The organism is Nannocystis sp. RBIL2 (assembly GCF_026626745.1).
Lineage (GTDB): Bacteria > Myxococcota_A > Polyangia > Nannocystales > Nannocystaceae > Nannocystis.
This window is the reverse complement of record NZ_JAPNJW010000001.1, coordinates 5,514,566-5,530,626: the sequence shown is the minus strand read 5'-3', so window position 1 is coordinate 5,530,626 and position 16,061 is coordinate 5,514,566. Positions and strand designations below refer to the sequence as shown.

16 protein-coding genes are annotated in these 16,061 nt (G+C 71.5%); 5 read left to right on the top strand and 11 right to left on the bottom strand.

The window, feature by feature from the left end:
* Positions 1 to 16: 16 nt before the first annotated feature.
* A complete protein-coding gene (locus OV090_RS21990) occupies positions 17 to 1,378 on the bottom strand; it encodes a DUF1552 domain-containing protein (RefSeq protein WP_267706006.1) in 1,362 nt (453 codons plus the stop codon).
* A 2-nt stretch (positions 1,379 to 1,380) separates the two neighbouring features.
* Complete coding sequence (locus OV090_RS21985; protein WP_267706005.1) at positions 1,381 to 3,033, bottom strand: DUF1592 domain-containing protein; 1,653 nt, start codon at positions 3,031 to 3,033, stop codon at positions 1,381 to 1,383.
* 343 nt (positions 3,034 to 3,376) lie between these two features.
* On the opposite strand from OV090_RS21985, the gene OV090_RS21980 reads away from it, so the two are divergent.
* Positions 3,377 to 3,583 (top strand): hypothetical protein, encoded by a 207-nt coding sequence (locus OV090_RS21980; protein WP_267706004.1) that lies wholly within the window; start codon positions 3,377 to 3,379, stop codon positions 3,581 to 3,583.
* Positions 3,584 to 3,653: 70 nt separating this feature from the next.
* Here the strand turns inward: OV090_RS21980 and OV090_RS21975 are convergent, their stop codons facing one another.
* Complete coding sequence (locus OV090_RS21975; RefSeq protein ID WP_267706003.1) at positions 3,654 to 4,046, bottom strand: VOC family protein; 393 nt, start codon at positions 4,044 to 4,046, stop codon at positions 3,654 to 3,656.
* 85 nt (positions 4,047 to 4,131) lie between these two features.
* Here OV090_RS21975 and OV090_RS21970 point away from each other — a divergent pair, with 85 nt between their 5' ends.
* Entirely contained in the window at positions 4,132 to 4,851 is a 720-nt protein-coding gene (locus OV090_RS21970) for a hypothetical protein (protein WP_267706002.1), read from the top strand.
* Between the two features lie 7 nt (positions 4,852 to 4,858).
* Here the strand turns inward: OV090_RS21970 and OV090_RS21965 are convergent, their stop codons facing one another.
* Positions 4,859 to 5,467, bottom strand: a complete 609-nt coding sequence (locus tag OV090_RS21965; RefSeq protein ID WP_267706001.1) for a hypothetical protein — start codon at positions 5,465 to 5,467, stop codon at positions 4,859 to 4,861.
* Positions 5,468 to 5,695: 228 nt separating this feature from the next.
* On the opposite strand from OV090_RS21965, the gene OV090_RS21960 reads away from it, so the two are divergent.
* Positions 5,696 to 6,187, top strand: a complete 492-nt coding sequence (locus OV090_RS21960; RefSeq protein WP_267706000.1) for a hypothetical protein — start codon at positions 5,696 to 5,698, stop codon at positions 6,185 to 6,187.
* A 217-nt stretch (positions 6,188 to 6,404) separates the two neighbouring features.
* On the opposite strand, the gene OV090_RS21955 is transcribed toward OV090_RS21960, so the two are convergent.
* From OV090_RS21955 to OV090_RS21935, 5 genes are all read right to left on the bottom strand, one after another.
* The gene (locus tag OV090_RS21955) at positions 6,405 to 6,884 is read right to left on the bottom strand and encodes a hypothetical protein (RefSeq protein WP_267705999.1); all 480 of its coding nucleotides are present in this window, start codon (positions 6,882 to 6,884) and stop codon (positions 6,405 to 6,407) included.
* A 477-nt stretch (positions 6,885 to 7,361) separates the two neighbouring features.
* On the bottom strand, positions 7,362 to 8,081 hold the full coding sequence (locus OV090_RS21950) for a hypothetical protein (RefSeq protein ID WP_267705998.1): 720 nt from the start codon (positions 8,079 to 8,081) through the stop codon (positions 7,362 to 7,364).
* Between the two features lie 19 nt (positions 8,082 to 8,100).
* Positions 8,101 to 9,678 carry a bifunctional 3-(3-hydroxy-phenyl)propionate/3-hydroxycinnamic acid hydroxylase gene (locus tag OV090_RS21945; RefSeq protein ID WP_267705997.1) on the bottom strand — a complete coding sequence of 526 codons (1,578 nt, stop codon included), beginning with the start codon at positions 9,676 to 9,678 and terminating at the stop codon, positions 8,101 to 8,103.
* A 125-nt stretch (positions 9,679 to 9,803) separates the two neighbouring features.
* Entirely contained in the window at positions 9,804 to 10,250 is a 447-nt protein-coding gene (locus OV090_RS21940; RefSeq protein ID WP_267705996.1) for a hypothetical protein, read from the bottom strand.
* 65 nt (positions 10,251 to 10,315) lie between these two features.
* Positions 10,316 to 11,341 carry an aldo/keto reductase gene (locus tag OV090_RS21935; protein ID WP_267705995.1) on the bottom strand — a complete coding sequence of 342 codons (1,026 nt, stop codon included), beginning with the start codon at positions 11,339 to 11,341 and terminating at the stop codon, positions 10,316 to 10,318.
* A gap of 217 nt (positions 11,342 to 11,558) precedes the next feature.
* Between OV090_RS21935 and OV090_RS21930 the strand changes: the two genes are divergently transcribed.
* Positions 11,559 to 12,401: a hypothetical protein gene (locus OV090_RS21930; RefSeq protein WP_267705994.1), complete on the top strand. Its 843-nt coding sequence runs from the start codon at positions 11,559 to 11,561 to the stop codon at positions 12,399 to 12,401.
* Between the two features lie 91 nt (positions 12,402 to 12,492).
* Here OV090_RS21930 and OV090_RS21925 read toward each other — a convergent pair whose 3' ends face one another.
* Complete coding sequence (locus OV090_RS21925) at positions 12,493 to 13,650, bottom strand: NAD(P)/FAD-dependent oxidoreductase (RefSeq protein ID WP_267705993.1); 1,158 nt, start codon at positions 13,648 to 13,650, stop codon at positions 12,493 to 12,495.
* Positions 13,651 to 13,741: 91 nt separating this feature from the next.
* On the opposite strand from OV090_RS21925, the gene OV090_RS21920 reads away from it, so the two are divergent.
* The gene (locus OV090_RS21920) at positions 13,742 to 14,752 is read left to right on the top strand and encodes an AraC family transcriptional regulator (protein WP_267705992.1); all 1,011 of its coding nucleotides are present in this window, start codon (positions 13,742 to 13,744) and stop codon (positions 14,750 to 14,752) included.
* Positions 14,753 to 14,964: 212 nt separating this feature from the next.
* Here the strand turns inward: OV090_RS21920 and OV090_RS21915 are convergent, their stop codons facing one another.
* A complete protein-coding gene (locus OV090_RS21915) occupies positions 14,965 to 15,933 on the bottom strand; it encodes a phosphatidylglycerol lysyltransferase domain-containing protein (RefSeq protein ID WP_267705991.1) in 969 nt (322 codons plus the stop codon).
* Positions 15,934 to 16,061 lie beyond the last annotated feature (128 nt).

Genomic DNA, 16,061 nt, shown 5'->3' with positions numbered 1-16,061 from the left:
GCCGACGGCGCCGCGCTCACGCGAGGCTCAGCGCGCCGGTGCAGTACTTGGGGTTGCCGAAGGTGGTGGTCTCGAGGCCCATGGCGTTCATGCAGCCGACCAGCAGGTTGTTGTGCGGGACGTCGCCCTGGACCTGCATCCACCGCCCGGTCTTCATGGCCCCGCCGCACTTGCCGGCGAGGACGTAGGGGATCTCGTGGCGGTCGTGGTCGTTGCCCTTCTGGTGCTCGTTGACCCAAATCAGCAGGGTGTTGTCGAGCACGGTGCCGTCGCCCTCGGGGATCGACTTGAGCCTCTCGATCAGGTAGGCGAACTGCTCGCAATACCAGATGTTGATGCGGGTCAGCTTCTCCTGGGCGTCAGCGTCGCCGTCGCCCCGGTGGGCCAGCTCGTGGTGACCCTCGGGGATGTCGAGCCACGGGAACGGCTTGGCGGTGGCGCTGTTCATCCACATCAAGGAGGCGACGCGCGTCAGGTCGCAGGCGAGGGCCATCGCCAGCAGGTCCATCTGCAGCTTGCCGGTCGCGGGGATGTTGCCGACCTTGCTCGGGTCCTTGACCTCGCCCAGCACCGGCGGCTGGCAGGCGCCGCCGATCGTGCCGCCGGTGTCGAGCCGCATCGCGATGTCGCGCACCGCCTCGAGGTGGGCGTCGAGCTTGAGCTTGTCGGCCGCGCCGACCTTCTTGACGAGGCGCTGGTAGTCGTCGGCGACGGCGTCGAGGACGATCTTGCGCTCGGCGATCTTGCGCGCCTGCGCGGCCGGGTCGCTCTCGAGGTCGCCGAAGATCCGGTCGAAGGCGGCGGTGGGGTCGTTCTCCGGCGGGATCGGCTGGGCGGGGCCGCGGTAGGAGATCCGCGAGCCCACGTTGGCGCCGTAGACGTGCACGCCGAACTCGAGCGAGCGGAACTTGGTCTCGTTGCCGACGGCGTCGGCGATGGCCTGGTCGACGGAGATGCCGTCGGCCCAGCCGGCCGAGAGACCGTCGGCGCCGGCGAAGTCGCCCTCCTGCAATTCGGTGCCGGTGAGGCCCTGGCCGGTGCCCTTCTGGTGGGCGTCGCCGGGGCCCTTGTAGGCGGACAATTCGTCGACGCCGTCGAGGACGAGGACGTCCTGCTTGTGCGACTCGAGCGGCTGGAGGATCCGCCCGAAGGAGTAGGCGTCGGCGCTGCCGCTCGGCCGCCAGTCGTTCATGATGGTGCCGTTCGGGGTCCAAAACACGACGAACCGCTTGGGGCCGCCGGCGCCGCGGAACTGCTGCGGCAAGGCGCTGACGGGCGGGGCGTCGCAGCCCTGCATGATGTCGAGCAGCGGCAGGGCGAGGCAGGCCCCGCCGGCGCCGCGCAAGAAGGTGCGGCGGGACAAAGTCGAGCGTTTCATGGTCATTCTCCTTCGGGGGCGCGGCGGAAAAGGAAGGCTTCGCTCTGGGTGAGCGCGACGATGAGGTCCTGGATCCGCCGACCCGAGCCGGCGAACTGGCGGGTGAGGTCGTCGATGGTGCAGGCGTCCTCCTTGGCGTCCGCGCGGCCGTAGGCGTAGCGGAACCACTGCAGGGTCATGCAGCGCTCGACCTCGGGGGAATCGACGAGCAAGGACGCGAGCTCGGGGACGCCGTCGAAGGTGCCCTTGGTGGTGCCGCCGATGATCTCGCCGGTGGCGTCGATCGGCTGGCCGGCCTCGACCTCGCGCCAGCGGCCGATGCCGTCGAAGTGTTCGAAGCCGAAGCCGATCGGGTCCATCATGCCGTGGCAGCCGGAGCACGAGGGGTCGGTCGAGTGCTGCTTGAAGCGCTCGCGCGTCGGCAAGTTGGGGTCGACCTCGGGCGGGGTGATGTCGACGTTGTCGGGCGGCGGCGGGACGACCTGGCACAGGAGCCGCTCGCGCACGAACTTGCCGCGGTGGATCGGCGAGGTCTGGTTGGGCTTGGCCAGCACCGACAGGAGGCCGCCCTGGGTCAGGAAGCCGGAGGCCTGGCCGGCCGGGAGGTCGAACTTCTGGAAGCCGTCGCCGCTGGGGCCGTCGAGGCCGTAGTACTCGGAGAGCGCGCCGTTGAGGAAGGTGTAGGGCGCGAGGTACATCGAATCGAGGTCGCCCTTGTCGTCCCAGATCACGTGGTCGAGGAACTCCTCGGCCTCGGCGCGCAGCATCGGCCGCAGGTCGAGGGCGAATTCGGGGAAGGCCTCGTCGTCCTTCTCCAGCTCCTCGATGCGCTTCAGCTCGAGCCACTGGCCGTGGAAGTCGCGCACGGTGGCCCGCGACCGCGCGTCGGCGAGCATGCGCGTGGCCTGCTTGGCCACGTCCTCGGGCTCCGCGAGCCGACCCTCGGCGGCGGCCGCGAACAGCTCGGCGTCGGGCATGGTGCCCCACAAGAAGTAGGACAGCCGCGAGGCGAGCTCGTACGGGGCGACCTTGAGCACGTCGCTGCCGTCGACCGGCTCGCCGAACTCGACCCGGTAGAGGAAGTGCGGCGACTGGAGCATCGCCGTCAGGGTCAGCCGCACGCCGGTGGCGAAGTCGAACTCGTCGGCGGCGGTCTGGTGCACCGCGAGCAATTGCGAGACCTCGTCGCCGCTCAGCGGCCGCCGATAGGCGGAGCGGCCGAACTCGGTGATGAACTGCTCGGCGCACGCGTCCTCGCCCTCGGTCTTGACGTCGCAGCCGCGCAGCAGCGCCGGGAGGTCCTTGACGGCCTCCTCGGCGAGCGCCTCGGCGGCGCCGAGGTAGCCCTCCGCGAGCAGCGAGGTGACGACCAGGGCGTCGGCGTTGTTGTTGAACCCGAGCGCCTCCTCCTCGGCCGGAAAGGCCTGCGCCGGCCGGCCGTCGGCGCCCAGCAGGTCGCGGACGGTGTTGTCATATTCGCGCCGGTTCATGCGCCGGATCGGCGAGGGCCCGGGCTCGATGCCCTTGCACTCGGCCGCCTCTCCGCCCTCGGTGTCGACCGCGACGCCGTCCGTGGTGCCGTCGCTGTCGCTGTCCCCGGTCGTGGCCCCGTCGCCTCCGGAGCCGTTCTGACAGCCGCCCGCAGCGGCGGCCACGATCGCCCACACTACGATCCCTCTGACATTCATACCTGGATCCTTGACGGGCATGAGGACCGACAGGCTGTGCGCTGCAGCATCGCGGCCGAGGCCCGCGCAGGCGAGCGGCGCAGACGGTCCGCCGCGGCGGCTGTCCGGACATCCGTTCATTCGTCGCCCGATCGCGCAGCGCCCGCCCGCGAATCCATTGATAACACCGTGAGAAATGCATTGTCATGACTGCGGATCCGGTGTGTGCTCCGCTCGACGAGGTCCGTCCGCGAGCGCACGAGCCGTGACGGCCGCCAAGATCCTTGCGCGCTTTTACGCCGCCGGCTACGTTTCGCCGCGAGGACGACGGGTGCCGAAGAAGCCAGAGAAGATCACCCTGAACCACGACTTCGCGTTCACCAGCGACGCCCACCTCGACGAGCAGATCGCGGCGTTCCGCGCCGCTCACGAGGCCGAACACCAGCAGATCCTGGCGATGGACGCGCGGCGCTCGCTCGGCCCCGGGAAGGTGCGGGTGACGTTCCGGGTGATCGAGAAGAAGCCCCGCCGCGGATAGCGAGGACGTGTCACTCCGGACATGTCCCTTCAGATAGATGCCCTATTGGGCGCAGGCGCCGCGATGGGCTTCAGGGGGTCGGCTGCTCGGCCAGCCGCCACGGCGGATTACGTCGATTCTCGCCGGCCCAGAACAGGCAAACGACGTTGCCGTCGGGATCGCGCAGGTAGGCCTCGCGCCACAGCCACGGCTGGTCGACCGGGTCGGCGTCGAACTCGAGGCCCTGCCGCTTGAGCGCGGCGACGCGGGCGTCGAGGTCGGGACACTCGAAGTAGACGACGACGCCGGTGGGCCCGAGGAGGCGATCGGCGTGGTGGAGCGAGAGGGTGCTGCCGCCTTCGAGACACTCGAAGCGGGCGTACTTCGGCAGGCTGGCGACGATCTGGCGCAGGCCGAGCCGGCAGTAGAAGGCGGCGCCGCGTGCGACATCGGCCGACGGCAAGGTGACCTGATTGAGCTGCATGGGGCGAACGGTAGCGCGGAATGGAGCGCGTCGGGCGAGGCCGCGCGCGCTCGCCCGCGGCGGAGCGTGGTAACCTGCGCCGGAGATGGCGAAGCGATACGCGCTGGAGCTCGACGAGGCGCTGCACGCGGGCTGGGTGCGGGCGCCGGGCGACGGTTACTTCGACCTCGATCCGTGGCTGCGCACGAAGGAAGGGGCGCTGCTGGTCGAGCCGGCGCCGCTGTTCTGGGACTGGGTCGAGGGCAGCCTTTACGACGAGCGGCGCGAGGCGGCGATCGTGGCGTTCGACGCGGAGGGGCGCGAGGTCGAGCGGCTGGTCCTCGGCGGGGCGCGAGTGGTCGAGCTCGGGCTGCCGTCGCTCGACGCCGAGGGCGTGGGCGCGCTGTGGCTGCAGGTCGAGGCGAAGACGGCGGAGATGCAGGGCGGTGCTGCGACCGCGGAGGCGCGCGGTGAGGCGCCGACGATCGCGGGCTGCCGCGTCCACTTGCACGGCCCCGAGCCGCAGCAGGTCCGCGAGATCGATGCGGTGACGATCACTCTCGGCCGCCGCGGGCTGCAGCGCGTGAAGCTGGCGGTCGAGGGCGAGGCGGACTGGGAGGCGGCCGAGGCGCTGGTCGACCGCGAGGGCGCGCTCGAGTACGTGGCCGCCGGTACGGGGCCGGTGCTCGCGCGGGTGGAGTTCAAGATCGCGGGGATCGACGTGGAGCGAGTGGAGGCCGCGGCCGAGGGCTCGCAGCGGGCCAAGCTGGTGCTGGCGTGCCGCGGGCTGCGGCTCGGATCGACGGGCAGCGGCGAGTCGTCGTAGGTGGCGATCAGTAGACCGAGAGCTCGCTCCAGTCGGCGTCGTCGCGGGCGGTGCGGCGGTGGACGAGGTCGAAGCGATCGCGGCCGTCCGGGTCGTGAGCGGTGAGCAGGTGGCCTTCGCCGTCGAGCTCGAGCCGGCGCCAGGCGCCCCAGCGCTCGAAGCTGAGCTGGAGGCCGCGGTCGCTGTCGCGCGGGTTCCAGGACAGGTCGTCGATCGGGGGCCGCGGGGACGAGATGACCTGTCCGCAGAGACAGCCATCCCGAAGCCAGGCGAGCACGCCGCGCGGGTGCCAGATCGCGTCGACGGGGACAAAGTCCTCGTCGTGGCTGCGGTAGTCGTACTCGATGGCGACGGTGTGCCAGCGCGACGGATCGGCGGTCGGGGCGAACACCTGCAGGCCGCCGTAGCGGTCGCCGTAGGAGCCGTAATCAGACCACGGCTGGCCTGACTCGAAGCCGAGGATGAGCTGTCCCCCGGGACAGAAGCGGGCGAAGGTCCAGCGGTCGAAGAAGTCGATGGTGGGCAGGTCGACGACGCGCGAGCCGCCGCGCAGCTGGCCCGCCTCGAAGCGCCACGCGCCGTCGGGCGAGGCGGCGAAGATGTCGGGGTCGGCCATCGCAGAGGCAGGATCGCCGAGGCGCGCCGAGGTGTCGAGGCGGGAATAGGGCCCGATGCGGGGCGGTTGGGGCCGAAGATGCACCGCGTCGAGGGCAAAAAAGAACACTGGGTCGACCGCTGATGACTGGCCGAGCTGGCGGCTCGTCACGCGGCGGTCCACCTGGACTTCGGGACAGGTGACGGGGCGTTCGCGCTCCGCCGCGCGCGCAGCGAGCCGTCGACGCTGGTGATCGGGGTCGACGCGAGCACGGAGGGCCTGCGCGAGCCGTCACGCCGCGCTGCGGGCAAGCCGGCCCGCGGCGGGCTGGCGAACGCGATGTTCGGGGTGCTGCCGCTGGAGCGCGCGCCGGGCGAGCTGATCGGGCTGGTCGACTCGCTGACGGTGCTGCTGCCGTGGGGCTCGTTGCTGCGCGCGGTGGCGCTGCCGGAGGCGGAGGGGCTGGCGCGGCTGCGCGGGCTGTGCAAGCCGGGGGCGTCGCTGCAGGTCGTGTTCGGCTACGGTCCCGGCGATCCGCTGGCAGTGCAGGCGCTGCCCGGATTGCAGGAGGAGGCCCGCGCGGCGGCGCTGGTGCAGGCGTACGCGCGCGCGGGGTTCACCGTGAGGGCTCGCGCGACGAGCCGCGAGGAGGTCGGCGAGCTGCCGACGACGTGGGCGAAGAAGCTGGCGTATTCGAACCGCGAACGCGAGTTCGTGGCATTGACTGGAGTGGCGCGCTGATGCAGGCGGCGACGATCGAGGATCGCAAGGCGATCACAAGGCGATGCGTCACGGTTGAGTCCGGTGCCGAGTCGTCCTTCGACCTGCGAGCATTGTGGCCGTGTCGCTCGCGGGCGTGCGGTGCTTCGGTGCACCTGCATCGGTGTCGGCGATGACCCGTGATTCGTCACACCGAATTGGGGTCACGCTGCGGGGCGGCCGCGAGAGCGCCGGGCGCTCACGCGCCGTTGCGCACGGGTCGCGGAGTGCGGACGGCGCGATAGGGGAAACCGGGGCGGCGCAGCGGCTCGAAGGCGGTCACGAGGGCGGAGAAGACTTCGGCCTGCTCGGCCTCGCTGGCAGATGACTCGGCGGCGACCCGCAAGAGCACTGCGGACGGGAGGGCGAGCACGAGAGAGAGGAAGCCGAGGCTGTGCCAGGTGGCGGCGACCAGGCCGATGACGAAGAGGCCGGTGACGACGCTGGCGGCGTCACCGAGGTCGCGCGGAAACTCGATCTGCGAGCCACCCGGCGCCGACGAGACATACACGCGATAGGAGCGCGGGGCGGCCCCGGAGTGGACTTCGATGTAAAAGCAATCGGGCTGGTCGTCGGCGCGAAAACGGAGGCGGGCTGTCGAAACAGCGGGAAACCGGGCGGCCGCGTGGGCGACGGCGGTCGCGGGCGGGACGACGAGCAAGAGCTTCGGCACAGACATAAGCGGGTCCTGTTAGCGACACGAACCGGCCGACAGATCGAGGCGTCGACCGTGAATAGGAGTTCACACGCTGCACGGTAACGAGGTTCGAGACGGCCGCGCGAATCCGCGCCGGGGCCTCGAAAGGCGCTCGCCCAGGCGGCGAGGCGGTCCTCGTGAATCGCAGCAAGGCCGTCAGTATGACCGATGCGAAGGCTCTGGGGTGGATCGAGGAGATCTCGCACGCCAGCGGCGGGGGCCGGTCGATGGAACCCGCCATGACCCGCGAACCCGGTCGAGAACATGGATCGATGTTGCGCAGGCCGGAGGACGCGAGCCTCGCTGCGCGAGACGACGAGCTGCGGGCTCATCGAAGTCTCGGAGAGATCTGCGTGGGTCGCAGGGAGCGACCGACGGATCTGCTGCGAGCACGAGCGCGCGCCTGCGAGGCCCGGGCTCGACGTTCCTGGGCAGAAGCGCCGGCTGATTCGGCGGGGCTCAGCGAAGGTCGTCGGTGATGCGCCCCAGGCGCGTACGCAGTTCGGGCGCAGCGACGGCGGTGGTGACGAGTCGCAGGCGGGTGCCGTTGTCGGTCTCCTCGACGAAGAGGCGGCCGAGCTCGAGGAGGCGGGCCACTGCGGCGGTGTCGCGGACGTGATAGGGCGACGCAGGTCGGTAGCGCTGGCCGGTGGGCAGCGCCTCGGCGAGGCTGAGCCGGGCCAGCACTGCCTGCAGGTCGCCCTCGGCGGCGACGAGACCGGCGACGCGATCCCAGGCGCCGAACAGGGCGGTGTGGGCAGCGAGGGCCGCGGCGGTGACCTCGAGGATCGCAAAGGCGCCGTTCAGCGCGAAGTCACCGGTGAGCACGCGACCGACGAAGATATCGTCGGCGTCGGACAGGTCGGGCGGCAGCTGGCCGGCGACGAACAGGTACCAGGATTCGCCGGGATCGAGGAGCGCCGCGAGCAGACCGACGAGGCGCGTGCGCCAGGCCGCCAGAGCATCGGCGGCGAGGACATCGGCGAGGCTGCGGTAACGCCCGACGCCGTCGCCGACCGAGCCGGAGTAATCGGTGATGTAGTCGATGTCGTCGAGGATGGGTCCCTCGACGAGGCCGAGCTCGAGCGCGACGAGGCCGGGCGGCAAGGGGAGGTGCGGGTCCCAGTCGGCGTGGGCGAGGTTGCGAGCGGGCTCGAGAGTGAAGCGAGGAATGTTCATCGCGGGCGCGGAGGATCGTCTACCGCGACAGCTCGGCCGCGGTCACGCGTTGTTGCGCCGCCGGCATCGTGGGGGTGAAGCGGGCGGCGAAGGCGGCCTGGACGCGGGGCATGGCGGTCACGTCGCCGGCGCCGAAGATCTGGCGGTCGGGACGGACGAGCACGAAGTCGAGCCGGCGCGCGCGCAGGAAGCGGAGCAGGGCGCCGTCGTGCTCCTCGAAGTCGACGCCGGGGCGGACGAGGACGATGTCGTGGCCGGCGGCCCACTCGCGCAGGCGCGAGGTGAGGCACTCGGCGCGGACGACGAGGGCGAAGCGATAGCCGAGCAGGTCGTCGAGCGAGACGTCGGCGCCCTGGTGGCGCGCGCGGACCTGCGGCAGCGGGTGACCGTGCCAGCGCGAGGCGAGATCGAAGCAGCCGGCGCGCAGCCGCGGGCGGCGCATGGAGAGGCGCCGCGAGAGGGCGAGGAGCGGCGAGACGCGGCCGATCAGGCGCACGAGGTGACGCCGCCACCAGCGCTGCACCGCGCCGTCGGCCTGCAGCCGCTTGCCGAGGAACAGGGTGCCGCGCAGGACCTGCTCGACGTGTGGTCGGCGCTCGCGTTCGTAGCTGACCAAAAGGTCATGTGATGCGCGGCCCGTGATCACGCGCTGGAGCTTCCACGCGAGGTTGACGGCGTCGCGGATGCCGGCGCACATGCCCTGGCCGGCGGAGGGCGGCATCATGTGGGCGGCGTCGCCGGCGAGGAGGGCCGTGCCGGAGCGCCAGATGTCGGCCAAAAGCGCGTTGTGGGCGTATTTGGCGATCCGCGTGATCTCGAGGCGATCGGGGTCGATGTCGCGGGCGAGCCAGCGCCGCACCGTGGCCTCGTCGGGCAAGTCCTCGTGCTCGCCGAGCTCGAACTCCCAGCGGCGGTTGCGGCCGATGCCATGGGCGTAGATGCTGAGCCGCTCGCGTTCGAGGCGGTAGCGGAAGCGGCCGGGCAGGGCGGCGGCGTCGGCGAGGTCGCGCAGCAGGGTGTCGACGATCAGCCAGTGACGCCGCGGGGCGAGCGAGGTCATCGTCGCGCCGAGGGCGGCGCGCGTGAGGCTGCGGCCGCCGTCGCAACCGACCAGCCAGGCGGCGCGCAGGCGCAGGGATTCGCCGTCGGCCCGCCGGGCGGCGAGGATGACGTGATCGGCGCGGACGTCGATGTCGACGACGTCGAGGCCGAGCTCGAGCCGGACCTGCGGATAACGACGCAGGCCGTCGCGGAGGATCTGCTCGAAGGCCGGCTGGTCGAAGAAGCGCGAGCCGCTGTAACCGTGGGGGCTGTCGCGCTCGCCGATACGGTCGACCAGGAGCAGCTCGCCGCCTTCGTCGACGATCTCGGCCTCGCCGAATTCGCAGGTGTGCGGCCACAGCTCGGCGAGCAGACCGGTCGCCTGGAAATTGCGCAGGGTCTCCTCGTCGATGTGGGTGGCCCGGGGGATCGGGTGGACCGCAGGCTCGCGCTCGCAGACGACGACCCGCAGGCCGAGACCCCCGAGCAAGTTGGCCAGGACGGCCCCGGTCGGGCCGCAGCCGAGGATCGCTACGTCGAACGACGGTGTGGACATTCCGCAGAAAATAGGCGCACTCGGGCCGCCGGGGAATGTTCACAGGAAGACACCCGGTGGCACCGAATCGGCCAGCCGGGTGTCGTGGGGGCGCAGTTCTGCGCCGTGGGCCGCAGGGGCCGAATTCAGCGCGGTACGAGGGTGTTGCGGCCGACGAACAGGTCCTTGACGTAGCTCGGCGAGGGGTGCTCGTCGCGGACGACCGGCCAGCCGCAGAATTCGCCGACGCGTGGGTCGACGGCGTAGTCGCTGCGGAGCTGGCCGCGGAGCTCGTCGTCGGCGACGGTGCGCAGCTTGGTCTTGGGGACGGCGGCGCCGAACAGGGCGCCGCGCGGGTGGCGATGCGGGCCGACGACCCGGTAGGCGCCGAGCGAGCGGCCGCCGCCCTCGCCGTCGACGAAGTAGAGGTGGATGATGTCGCCGAAGTCGACCTTGGCGACGTTGGCGATCATCTGGGCGTGGGCGACGTCGGCGAAGGCGCTGCGGCAGATGAAGCCGAAGTTGTCGGCGATTTCCTGCGTGGTGGAAGAATCAGCCCTGGCATTGCTCGCGCGGTACAGCCACTCTTGCATGCCGGGGATGCTCTCACGTCCGCCCCTCGGGGTCGCGGGGCATGTTTGCCCGGAGCGCCGGCGCGCTAGACGGGCGGCGGGTTGCGCTCCTCGAAGCCCCGCTGGTGCCAGTACGGGTAGGGCGGTGTCTGCTCGCTGGCGGCGTCGAGGCGGGCGACCTGCTCGGCCGAGAGATTCCAGCCGACGGCACCGAGGTTCTGCTTGAGCTGCTCCTCGTTGCGCGCGCCGAGGACGACCGTGGCGACGGTCGGCCGCTGCAGCAACCAGTTGATTGCCACCTGCGGCACCGTCTTGCCGGTCTCGCGGGCGATCTCCTCGACGGCGTCGAGCACGCCGAAGAGGTGGTCGTCGCTGACCGGCGGTCCGAACTCGGCCGAACCGTGCAGGCGGCTGTCCTTCGGCAGCGGCTTGCCGCGGTGGATCTTGCCGGTCAAACGACCCCAGCCGAGCGGGCTCCACACGACGGCGCCGACGCCCTGATCGACGGCGAGCGGCATGAGCTCGTGCTCGTAGTCGCGGCCGATGAGCGAGTAGTAGGCCTGGTGGGCGACGTAACGCGGATAGCCGTAGCGATCGGCGACGGCCAGCGACTTCATCAGGTGCCAGCCGGAGAAGTTGCTGCATCCGACGTAGCGCAGCTTGCCGGCGCGCACGAGGTCGTCGAGGGTGGAGAGCACCTCCTCGATCGGGGTGATCGCGTCGAAGCCGTGGAGCTGGAACAGGTCGATGCGATCGGTGCCCAGCCGCTTCAGCGCGGCCTCGACGCTGCGGATCAGGTGGAAGCGCGAGCTGCCGACGTCGTTGGGCCCCTCGCCGGCGCGGAAGGTGGCCTTGGTCGAGATCAGGACCTGCTCGCGCCGACCCTTGATCGCCTCGCCCAAAATCGACTCGGCGGCGCCGGCCGAATAGACGTCGGCGCTGTCGAACAGGGTGAGGCCCGCGTCGAGGCAGATGTCGACGAGCCGCCGCGCGGCGGCGACGTCGGTGTCGCCCCAGGCGCTGAACAACTTGCCCACGCCGCCGAAGGTGCCGGTGCCGAAGCTCAGCACGGGGACCTTGAGACCGGATGCTCCGAGTCGTCGGTATTCCATGATGAGCGATCCATAACACCGGACTGCGCGGGTCTGACCGGGCTCGAGCAGCGAGAGGTCGCGCGCGGGCCGACCGCGGGCCACGGTGCGGGGCGACGGTCAGCGCGAAGCTCGCTCGTGGCGAAAAGCCCACACACGACTCGCACGTGCGAGCGAGAGGCGCGGGGGGCTCACGCGGGCGGTCGAGGTCGTATGCTCGGGCAGGACCGGAGGAGCGATGGGGTTCGACCGAGAGGCATTCTTCGCCAAGGCGATCGCGGAGGCCCGCGACGAGCACGGAGACGTGGCGCCGCCGTGGGCACGGTACCCGGAGATCCCAGCGCGCAGCATCGGCTGGCGCATGGGCTACGGCGAGAGCTGGGCCGAGGTATGGCACGAGTGGCTGTCGCGGGCGCCGACCGATCGCGCGTGGCGGCTGGACTATTTGAAACGGCACGCGCCGGCCCCCCGCACTTGGACGGCGACGGTGACCTGGGCGCTGGTGCCGGAGTTCCGGCTCCGCGAGGCGCTTTCGGACGCGTTGCTGGCGGAGCTCGAAGCGGCCGGGGTGATCGGCGACGACGTCGGGCTGGTGGCGTGGGAGCGGCTGTACGGGGCGAGCCCGCCTGCGCCGTGGGCGAGCCGCAAGGAGGCGCCGGCGCATGCGGTCCGCTACGGGACGCGCGAGTTCGACTTCTGGGCCCGCTGGTGCGCGAAGCGTCGCGACGATGGCGGGCTGACGCAGTGGCTGGCCGCGGTGGCGCCGGCGCCGGAGCCGTGGAGGGCGGTGCGCGAGGCGGTGGAGCGCGGGACGCCGGCCGAGCCGGTGAGCAGCAACGTGTACGAGCGCGCGGGGGTGCTGCTGGCGGCCCAGGGCTCGCTGCCGGCCCCGTGGGCGCTCGGCGAGGAGGTCGGGTCGCTGCGCGAGAAGTTCGATGAACACGACAGCTACGCGGACGCGTGGAGCCTGTGGGTGCGCCATCGCTTCGACGACGCGAAGACGTGGCGCGAGTACCTGCAGGCGCAGCCGCGCCACCCGGAGGCGTGGGCGAAGGCGGTGACGCGGTTGTCACGGCGGTGATAAAACTGTCTCCCAGGGCATGCTCTGAAGATAATGTTCACGAGGACATGTCGTCATGAGCATGTCCTCAAGGTCATCTCTTGGAGAGCATTCATGCGCGGCCGATCGCGAGCAAGGTCGCGGGCAGCTCCTGCATCACGACCGCGGCGGCGTCGCCGCCGAAGCGGGCGGCGACCGGCAGGAGCAGGCGGTCGCGCAGCCAGCGAGCGACGGGGTTGGTGATCTCGGCGAGCGCGCCCATGCTGCCGGCAGCGCGGGCGACTCGCTGCACTGCGGGCCGACGCCGGCGCTGATAGGCGTCGAGGCCGCTCGCCAGGTCGGCGGCGCGGCGCAGCTCGTCGAGCAGCACTGCGGCGTCGACGAGGGCGCTGTTGGCCCCCTGGCCGAGGTTGGGCGACATGGCGTGGGCGGCGTCGCCGAGCAGGGCGAGGCGGCCGTCGACCCACCGCTGACAATCGACGCGGATCACGCGATTGAAGATGAGGTCGTCGAATCGCCGCACCGCGCCGAGCAGGGGGATCGACGGCGGATAGGCGCGGGCCCACACTGCGCGCAAAGCCTCGAGGTCGCGGGCCGCGATCGCGTGACGGCACGCGCGGGTGCCGGCGGAGGCGAAGAAATAGGTGCCGCCGTCGACCGCGAAGCTGCCGAAGATGCCGGCGCCGGTCCAGGCCTCGACGCCCTGCGCGGCCTCGACGTCGACGAGCGCCCGCAAGTAGGCGATGCCCGGCGGACGCACGCGCGCGCCGAAGTCGCCGGCGGTGCGGATCCGCGAATGCACCCCGTCGGCGCCGACGACCAGATCTGCGCGGTGCTCGACGGTCCGACCGTCGACGCGCGCGGTCACCCGGCCGTCCCGCTCGGCGCCGATCACCTCGGCGCCGAACTGCCGCTCGACGCGAGGCTCGGCCGCGAGGGCGTCGAGCAGCAGGCCCTGCAGGTCGCTGCGCCGGATCATCCGCACGCGCGGGGTGGGTCGCGGGGGCGCGAGCATGAGCCGGCTGCGACCGTCGACGATCGCGGGCGAGTCGACGGCGCGACCGTGCGCGGCGATCGCAGGGCCGAGGCCGATCGATTCGAGCACTGCGAGGCCGTTCTCGGCGAGGCCGATGCCGGCCCCGACGGCGCGCGGCTGGGCGACCTTCTCGAGCAAGGTGACGCGGGCTCCGGCGCGCGCGAGGAGGAGGGCCGTGGCAGCGCCGCCAGTGGCGCCGCCGACGACGAGGACGTGGAGCTGCGAGAGGTTCATGGCGAGGAGGATGAAGCGCCGCGCCGCGGGCTGCCTTGACCGCGGTCGCCAAGCTTGTGGCTTTGCCGGCCATCGTCGACAATCCGCGCGGATGTCGAGCCCCTCGGTCCTGGCGGCGATGACGACGCAGGTGCTGGCGGCGGCGGAGAGCCTCGGGGCCGAGGTGCCGGCGATCGTGCACGAGGCGGGGATCGATCCGGCGCTGCTGACGGACCCGGACGCCCGGGTGCCGCTCGAGCAACACCTGAAGATGTGGGAGATCCTGTCGCGCCGCGGCGACGGGCTGCACATCGGCGCGCGGATCGGGATCGCGGCGCTCGGGGTGATCGGCTACGCGATGCAGCACGAGGCGACCGTGGGCGACGCGCTCGCGTGGCAGCAGCGCGTCGGCGCGGTGCTGTACCCGGGCCTGGTGCCGCAGCTCGAGCGCCGGTGCGACGCTGCGGGCGATTACGTGGTGTTCGTGCGCGCGATGGTGCCGGCGTTCGCGCGGCTGCGCGAGCCGATCTTCGCCCAGGCGGCGTCGATCGTGGCGATGATGCGTGCGCTCGCGGGCGTGACTGCGCGGCCAGCGTTCGTGGCGCTGCCGCTGTCGCGGCCGGCAGATCCGCGCGAGGTCGAGGCCTACTTCGCCTGCCCGGTGGCCTGGGACGCGCCGCTGCTGCAGATCGGGTTCGACGCGGGGTTGCTGGCAGTGCCGCTGCCGCGCGCCGATCCGCAGCTGTTCGGCTACCTGGCCCGGCGCGCCGAGTCGATGCTCTTAGAAGGAATGCCGGCCGACGCGAGCTGGGCCGATCGGGTGCGGCGGGAGATCGGCGCAGCCCTGACGGAGGGCGAGCCGCGGCTGCAAGCGGTGGCGAAGCGCCTGGCGGTGTCGGAGCGGACTCTGCACCGGCGATTGCTCGACGAACAGACGAACTTCACCGGGCTGGTCGAGGAGGCCCGGCACGCCCGTGCGCTGCAATTGCTGGCGGACCGCTCGCTGAGCGCGTCCGAGGTGGCGGTGCTGCTCGGTTACGCCGAGCCGGCGCCGTTCTTCCGCGCATTCAAGCGCTGGACCGGCGAGACGCCGCAGGGCTGGCGCCGGCGTGAGACGGCGTGAGCGGGTGGAATGCTCGCAGTACGCATTCTTGAAGAACTGCGCACTGCAGCGCGACGAATGCATGCAGTGCCGGGATTTACGGTGCCGTCAATCGGCTGGCATGATCTGCAGTCGCGGCGCCTCAATAAAATACTGCGCGGAACTGACCATTGAGGGGAGCGCGGGCCCGCGCGGCTGTGGGCGCGCGGGGGTGCGGCGCCGGCTTCGCGGGATCAGGGGGTGGCGCGCCAGATCCGTAGCAAGAATTTTTGACCGAGCTGGACGGGGCGGTAGCTCTCCTTGGCGCGCACCAGCGAGGGCGAGCCGGCGCCGTCGCCGGTGTTGATCAGGGCGTCGTCGCCCAGGAGGCGGCAGAACTCGCGGAAGATGAATTGCGAGGCGCCCGGGACGTCGAGGTCGGTCTTTTCGAACAGCACGTTGACGACGCCGGTCGGCAGGCGCTCGCCGAGGGTGATGCCGGCGAGGGTGTCGCCGATCATGAGGCGCACGCCGAACAGCTCGAGGGCGTCGAAGTGTTGCATGGCGGCGGCGAGGGCGAAGGCCTCCTCGTCGTGGGCGTGGTCGTGGTCGCCGCCGCGCTGGCTCAGCCACAGGCGGGTCAGCCGGGCCACGGCCTCGGCGTCGGACTGGCGCAGCGGCTCGGCGCGGGCGCTGGGGTAGGTGCGCAGCAGCTGGTTGATGTCGTTGCGCTTCGACTTGTAGCGGGCGCCGCGGAGCTCGACCATCTCGCTGCGGCGGTAGAGGAAGTCGGGGCTGCCGGGCACGACCTCGAGGGTGTGGCCGCGGAGCCAGCCGTCGCCGTGCTCGCGCAGGCGGGCGACGCACTCGGGGGCGACGAAGCGCAGCTCGCCGACGACTGGGCCGGTGTTGGACCGCTCGAGCAGGGCGACGCACGCCTCGAGCGCGGCGGCCTCTTGCCACGGCGCGCCGAGCGGGGGCAGCTGCATCGACAGGACGCCGTCACGCTCGCCGAACAGCCCGAGCGAACCCGCGACCGAGGCGATGAACAGGCGCTGGCTGAGCTGCCAACAGACGTTGTTGGCGAAGCTGTAGTCCGACAGCGAGACGCCGGCAGCCGCCAGAGCCCGGTCGAAGGCAGGCTTGTGGTCGAGCGCCAGCGGCTCGATGGTCCAGGGAGCAGGTTGTAAGAGGGTGTCGAGGGGTCGACTGGGGTCAGGCATGCAGGGCCGACGGATCAGGGCGGCTGGAAGTCGACCCTAGCACCGTGCCTTGCGGCTGTCACGGGGAGGGTGAAACGGTCGGCTGCGGCGCGAGCCGCGGGCGGAAGACCGGGGGGTGCAGACCTGCC

Bases quoted from the DNA above. Each gene is read 5' to 3' on its own strand.
- OV090_RS21990 (WP_267706006.1), bottom strand. From the start codon at position 1,378: ATGAAACGCTCGACTTTGTCCCGCCGCACCTTCTTGCGCGGCGCCGGC.
- OV090_RS21975 (WP_267706003.1), bottom strand. From the start codon at position 4,046: ATGCAGCTCAATCAGGTCACCTTGCCGTCGGCCGATGTCGCACGCGGC.
- OV090_RS21970 (WP_267706002.1), top strand. From the start codon at position 4,132: ATGGCGAAGCGATACGCGCTGGAGCTCGACGAGGCGCTGCACGCGGGC.
- OV090_RS21965 (WP_267706001.1), bottom strand. From the start codon at position 5,467: ATGGCCGACCCCGACATCTTCGCCGCCTCGCCCGACGGCGCGTGGCGC.
- OV090_RS21955 (WP_267705999.1), bottom strand. From the start codon at position 6,884: ATGTCTGTGCCGAAGCTCTTGCTCGTCGTCCCGCCCGCGACCGCCGTC.
- OV090_RS21950 (WP_267705998.1), bottom strand. From the start codon at position 8,081: ATGAACATTCCTCGCTTCACTCTCGAGCCCGCTCGCAACCTCGCCCAC.
- OV090_RS21945 (WP_267705997.1), bottom strand. From the start codon at position 9,678: ATGTCCACACCGTCGTTCGACGTAGCGATCCTCGGCTGCGGCCCGACC.
- OV090_RS21940 (WP_267705996.1), bottom strand. From the start codon at position 10,250: ATGCAAGAGTGGCTGTACCGCGCGAGCAATGCCAGGGCTGATTCTTCC.
- OV090_RS21935 (WP_267705995.1), bottom strand. From the start codon at position 11,341: ATGGAATACCGACGACTCGGAGCATCCGGTCTCAAGGTCCCCGTGCTG.
- OV090_RS21930 (WP_267705994.1), top strand. From the start codon at position 11,559: ATGGGGTTCGACCGAGAGGCATTCTTCGCCAAGGCGATCGCGGAGGCC.
- OV090_RS21925 (WP_267705993.1), bottom strand. From the start codon at position 13,650: ATGAACCTCTCGCAGCTCCACGTCCTCGTCGTCGGCGGCGCCACTGGC.
- OV090_RS21920 (WP_267705992.1), top strand. From the start codon at position 13,742: ATGTCGAGCCCCTCGGTCCTGGCGGCGATGACGACGCAGGTGCTGGCG.
- OV090_RS21915 (WP_267705991.1), bottom strand. From the start codon at position 15,933: ATGCCTGACCCCAGTCGACCCCTCGACACCCTCTTACAACCTGCTCCC.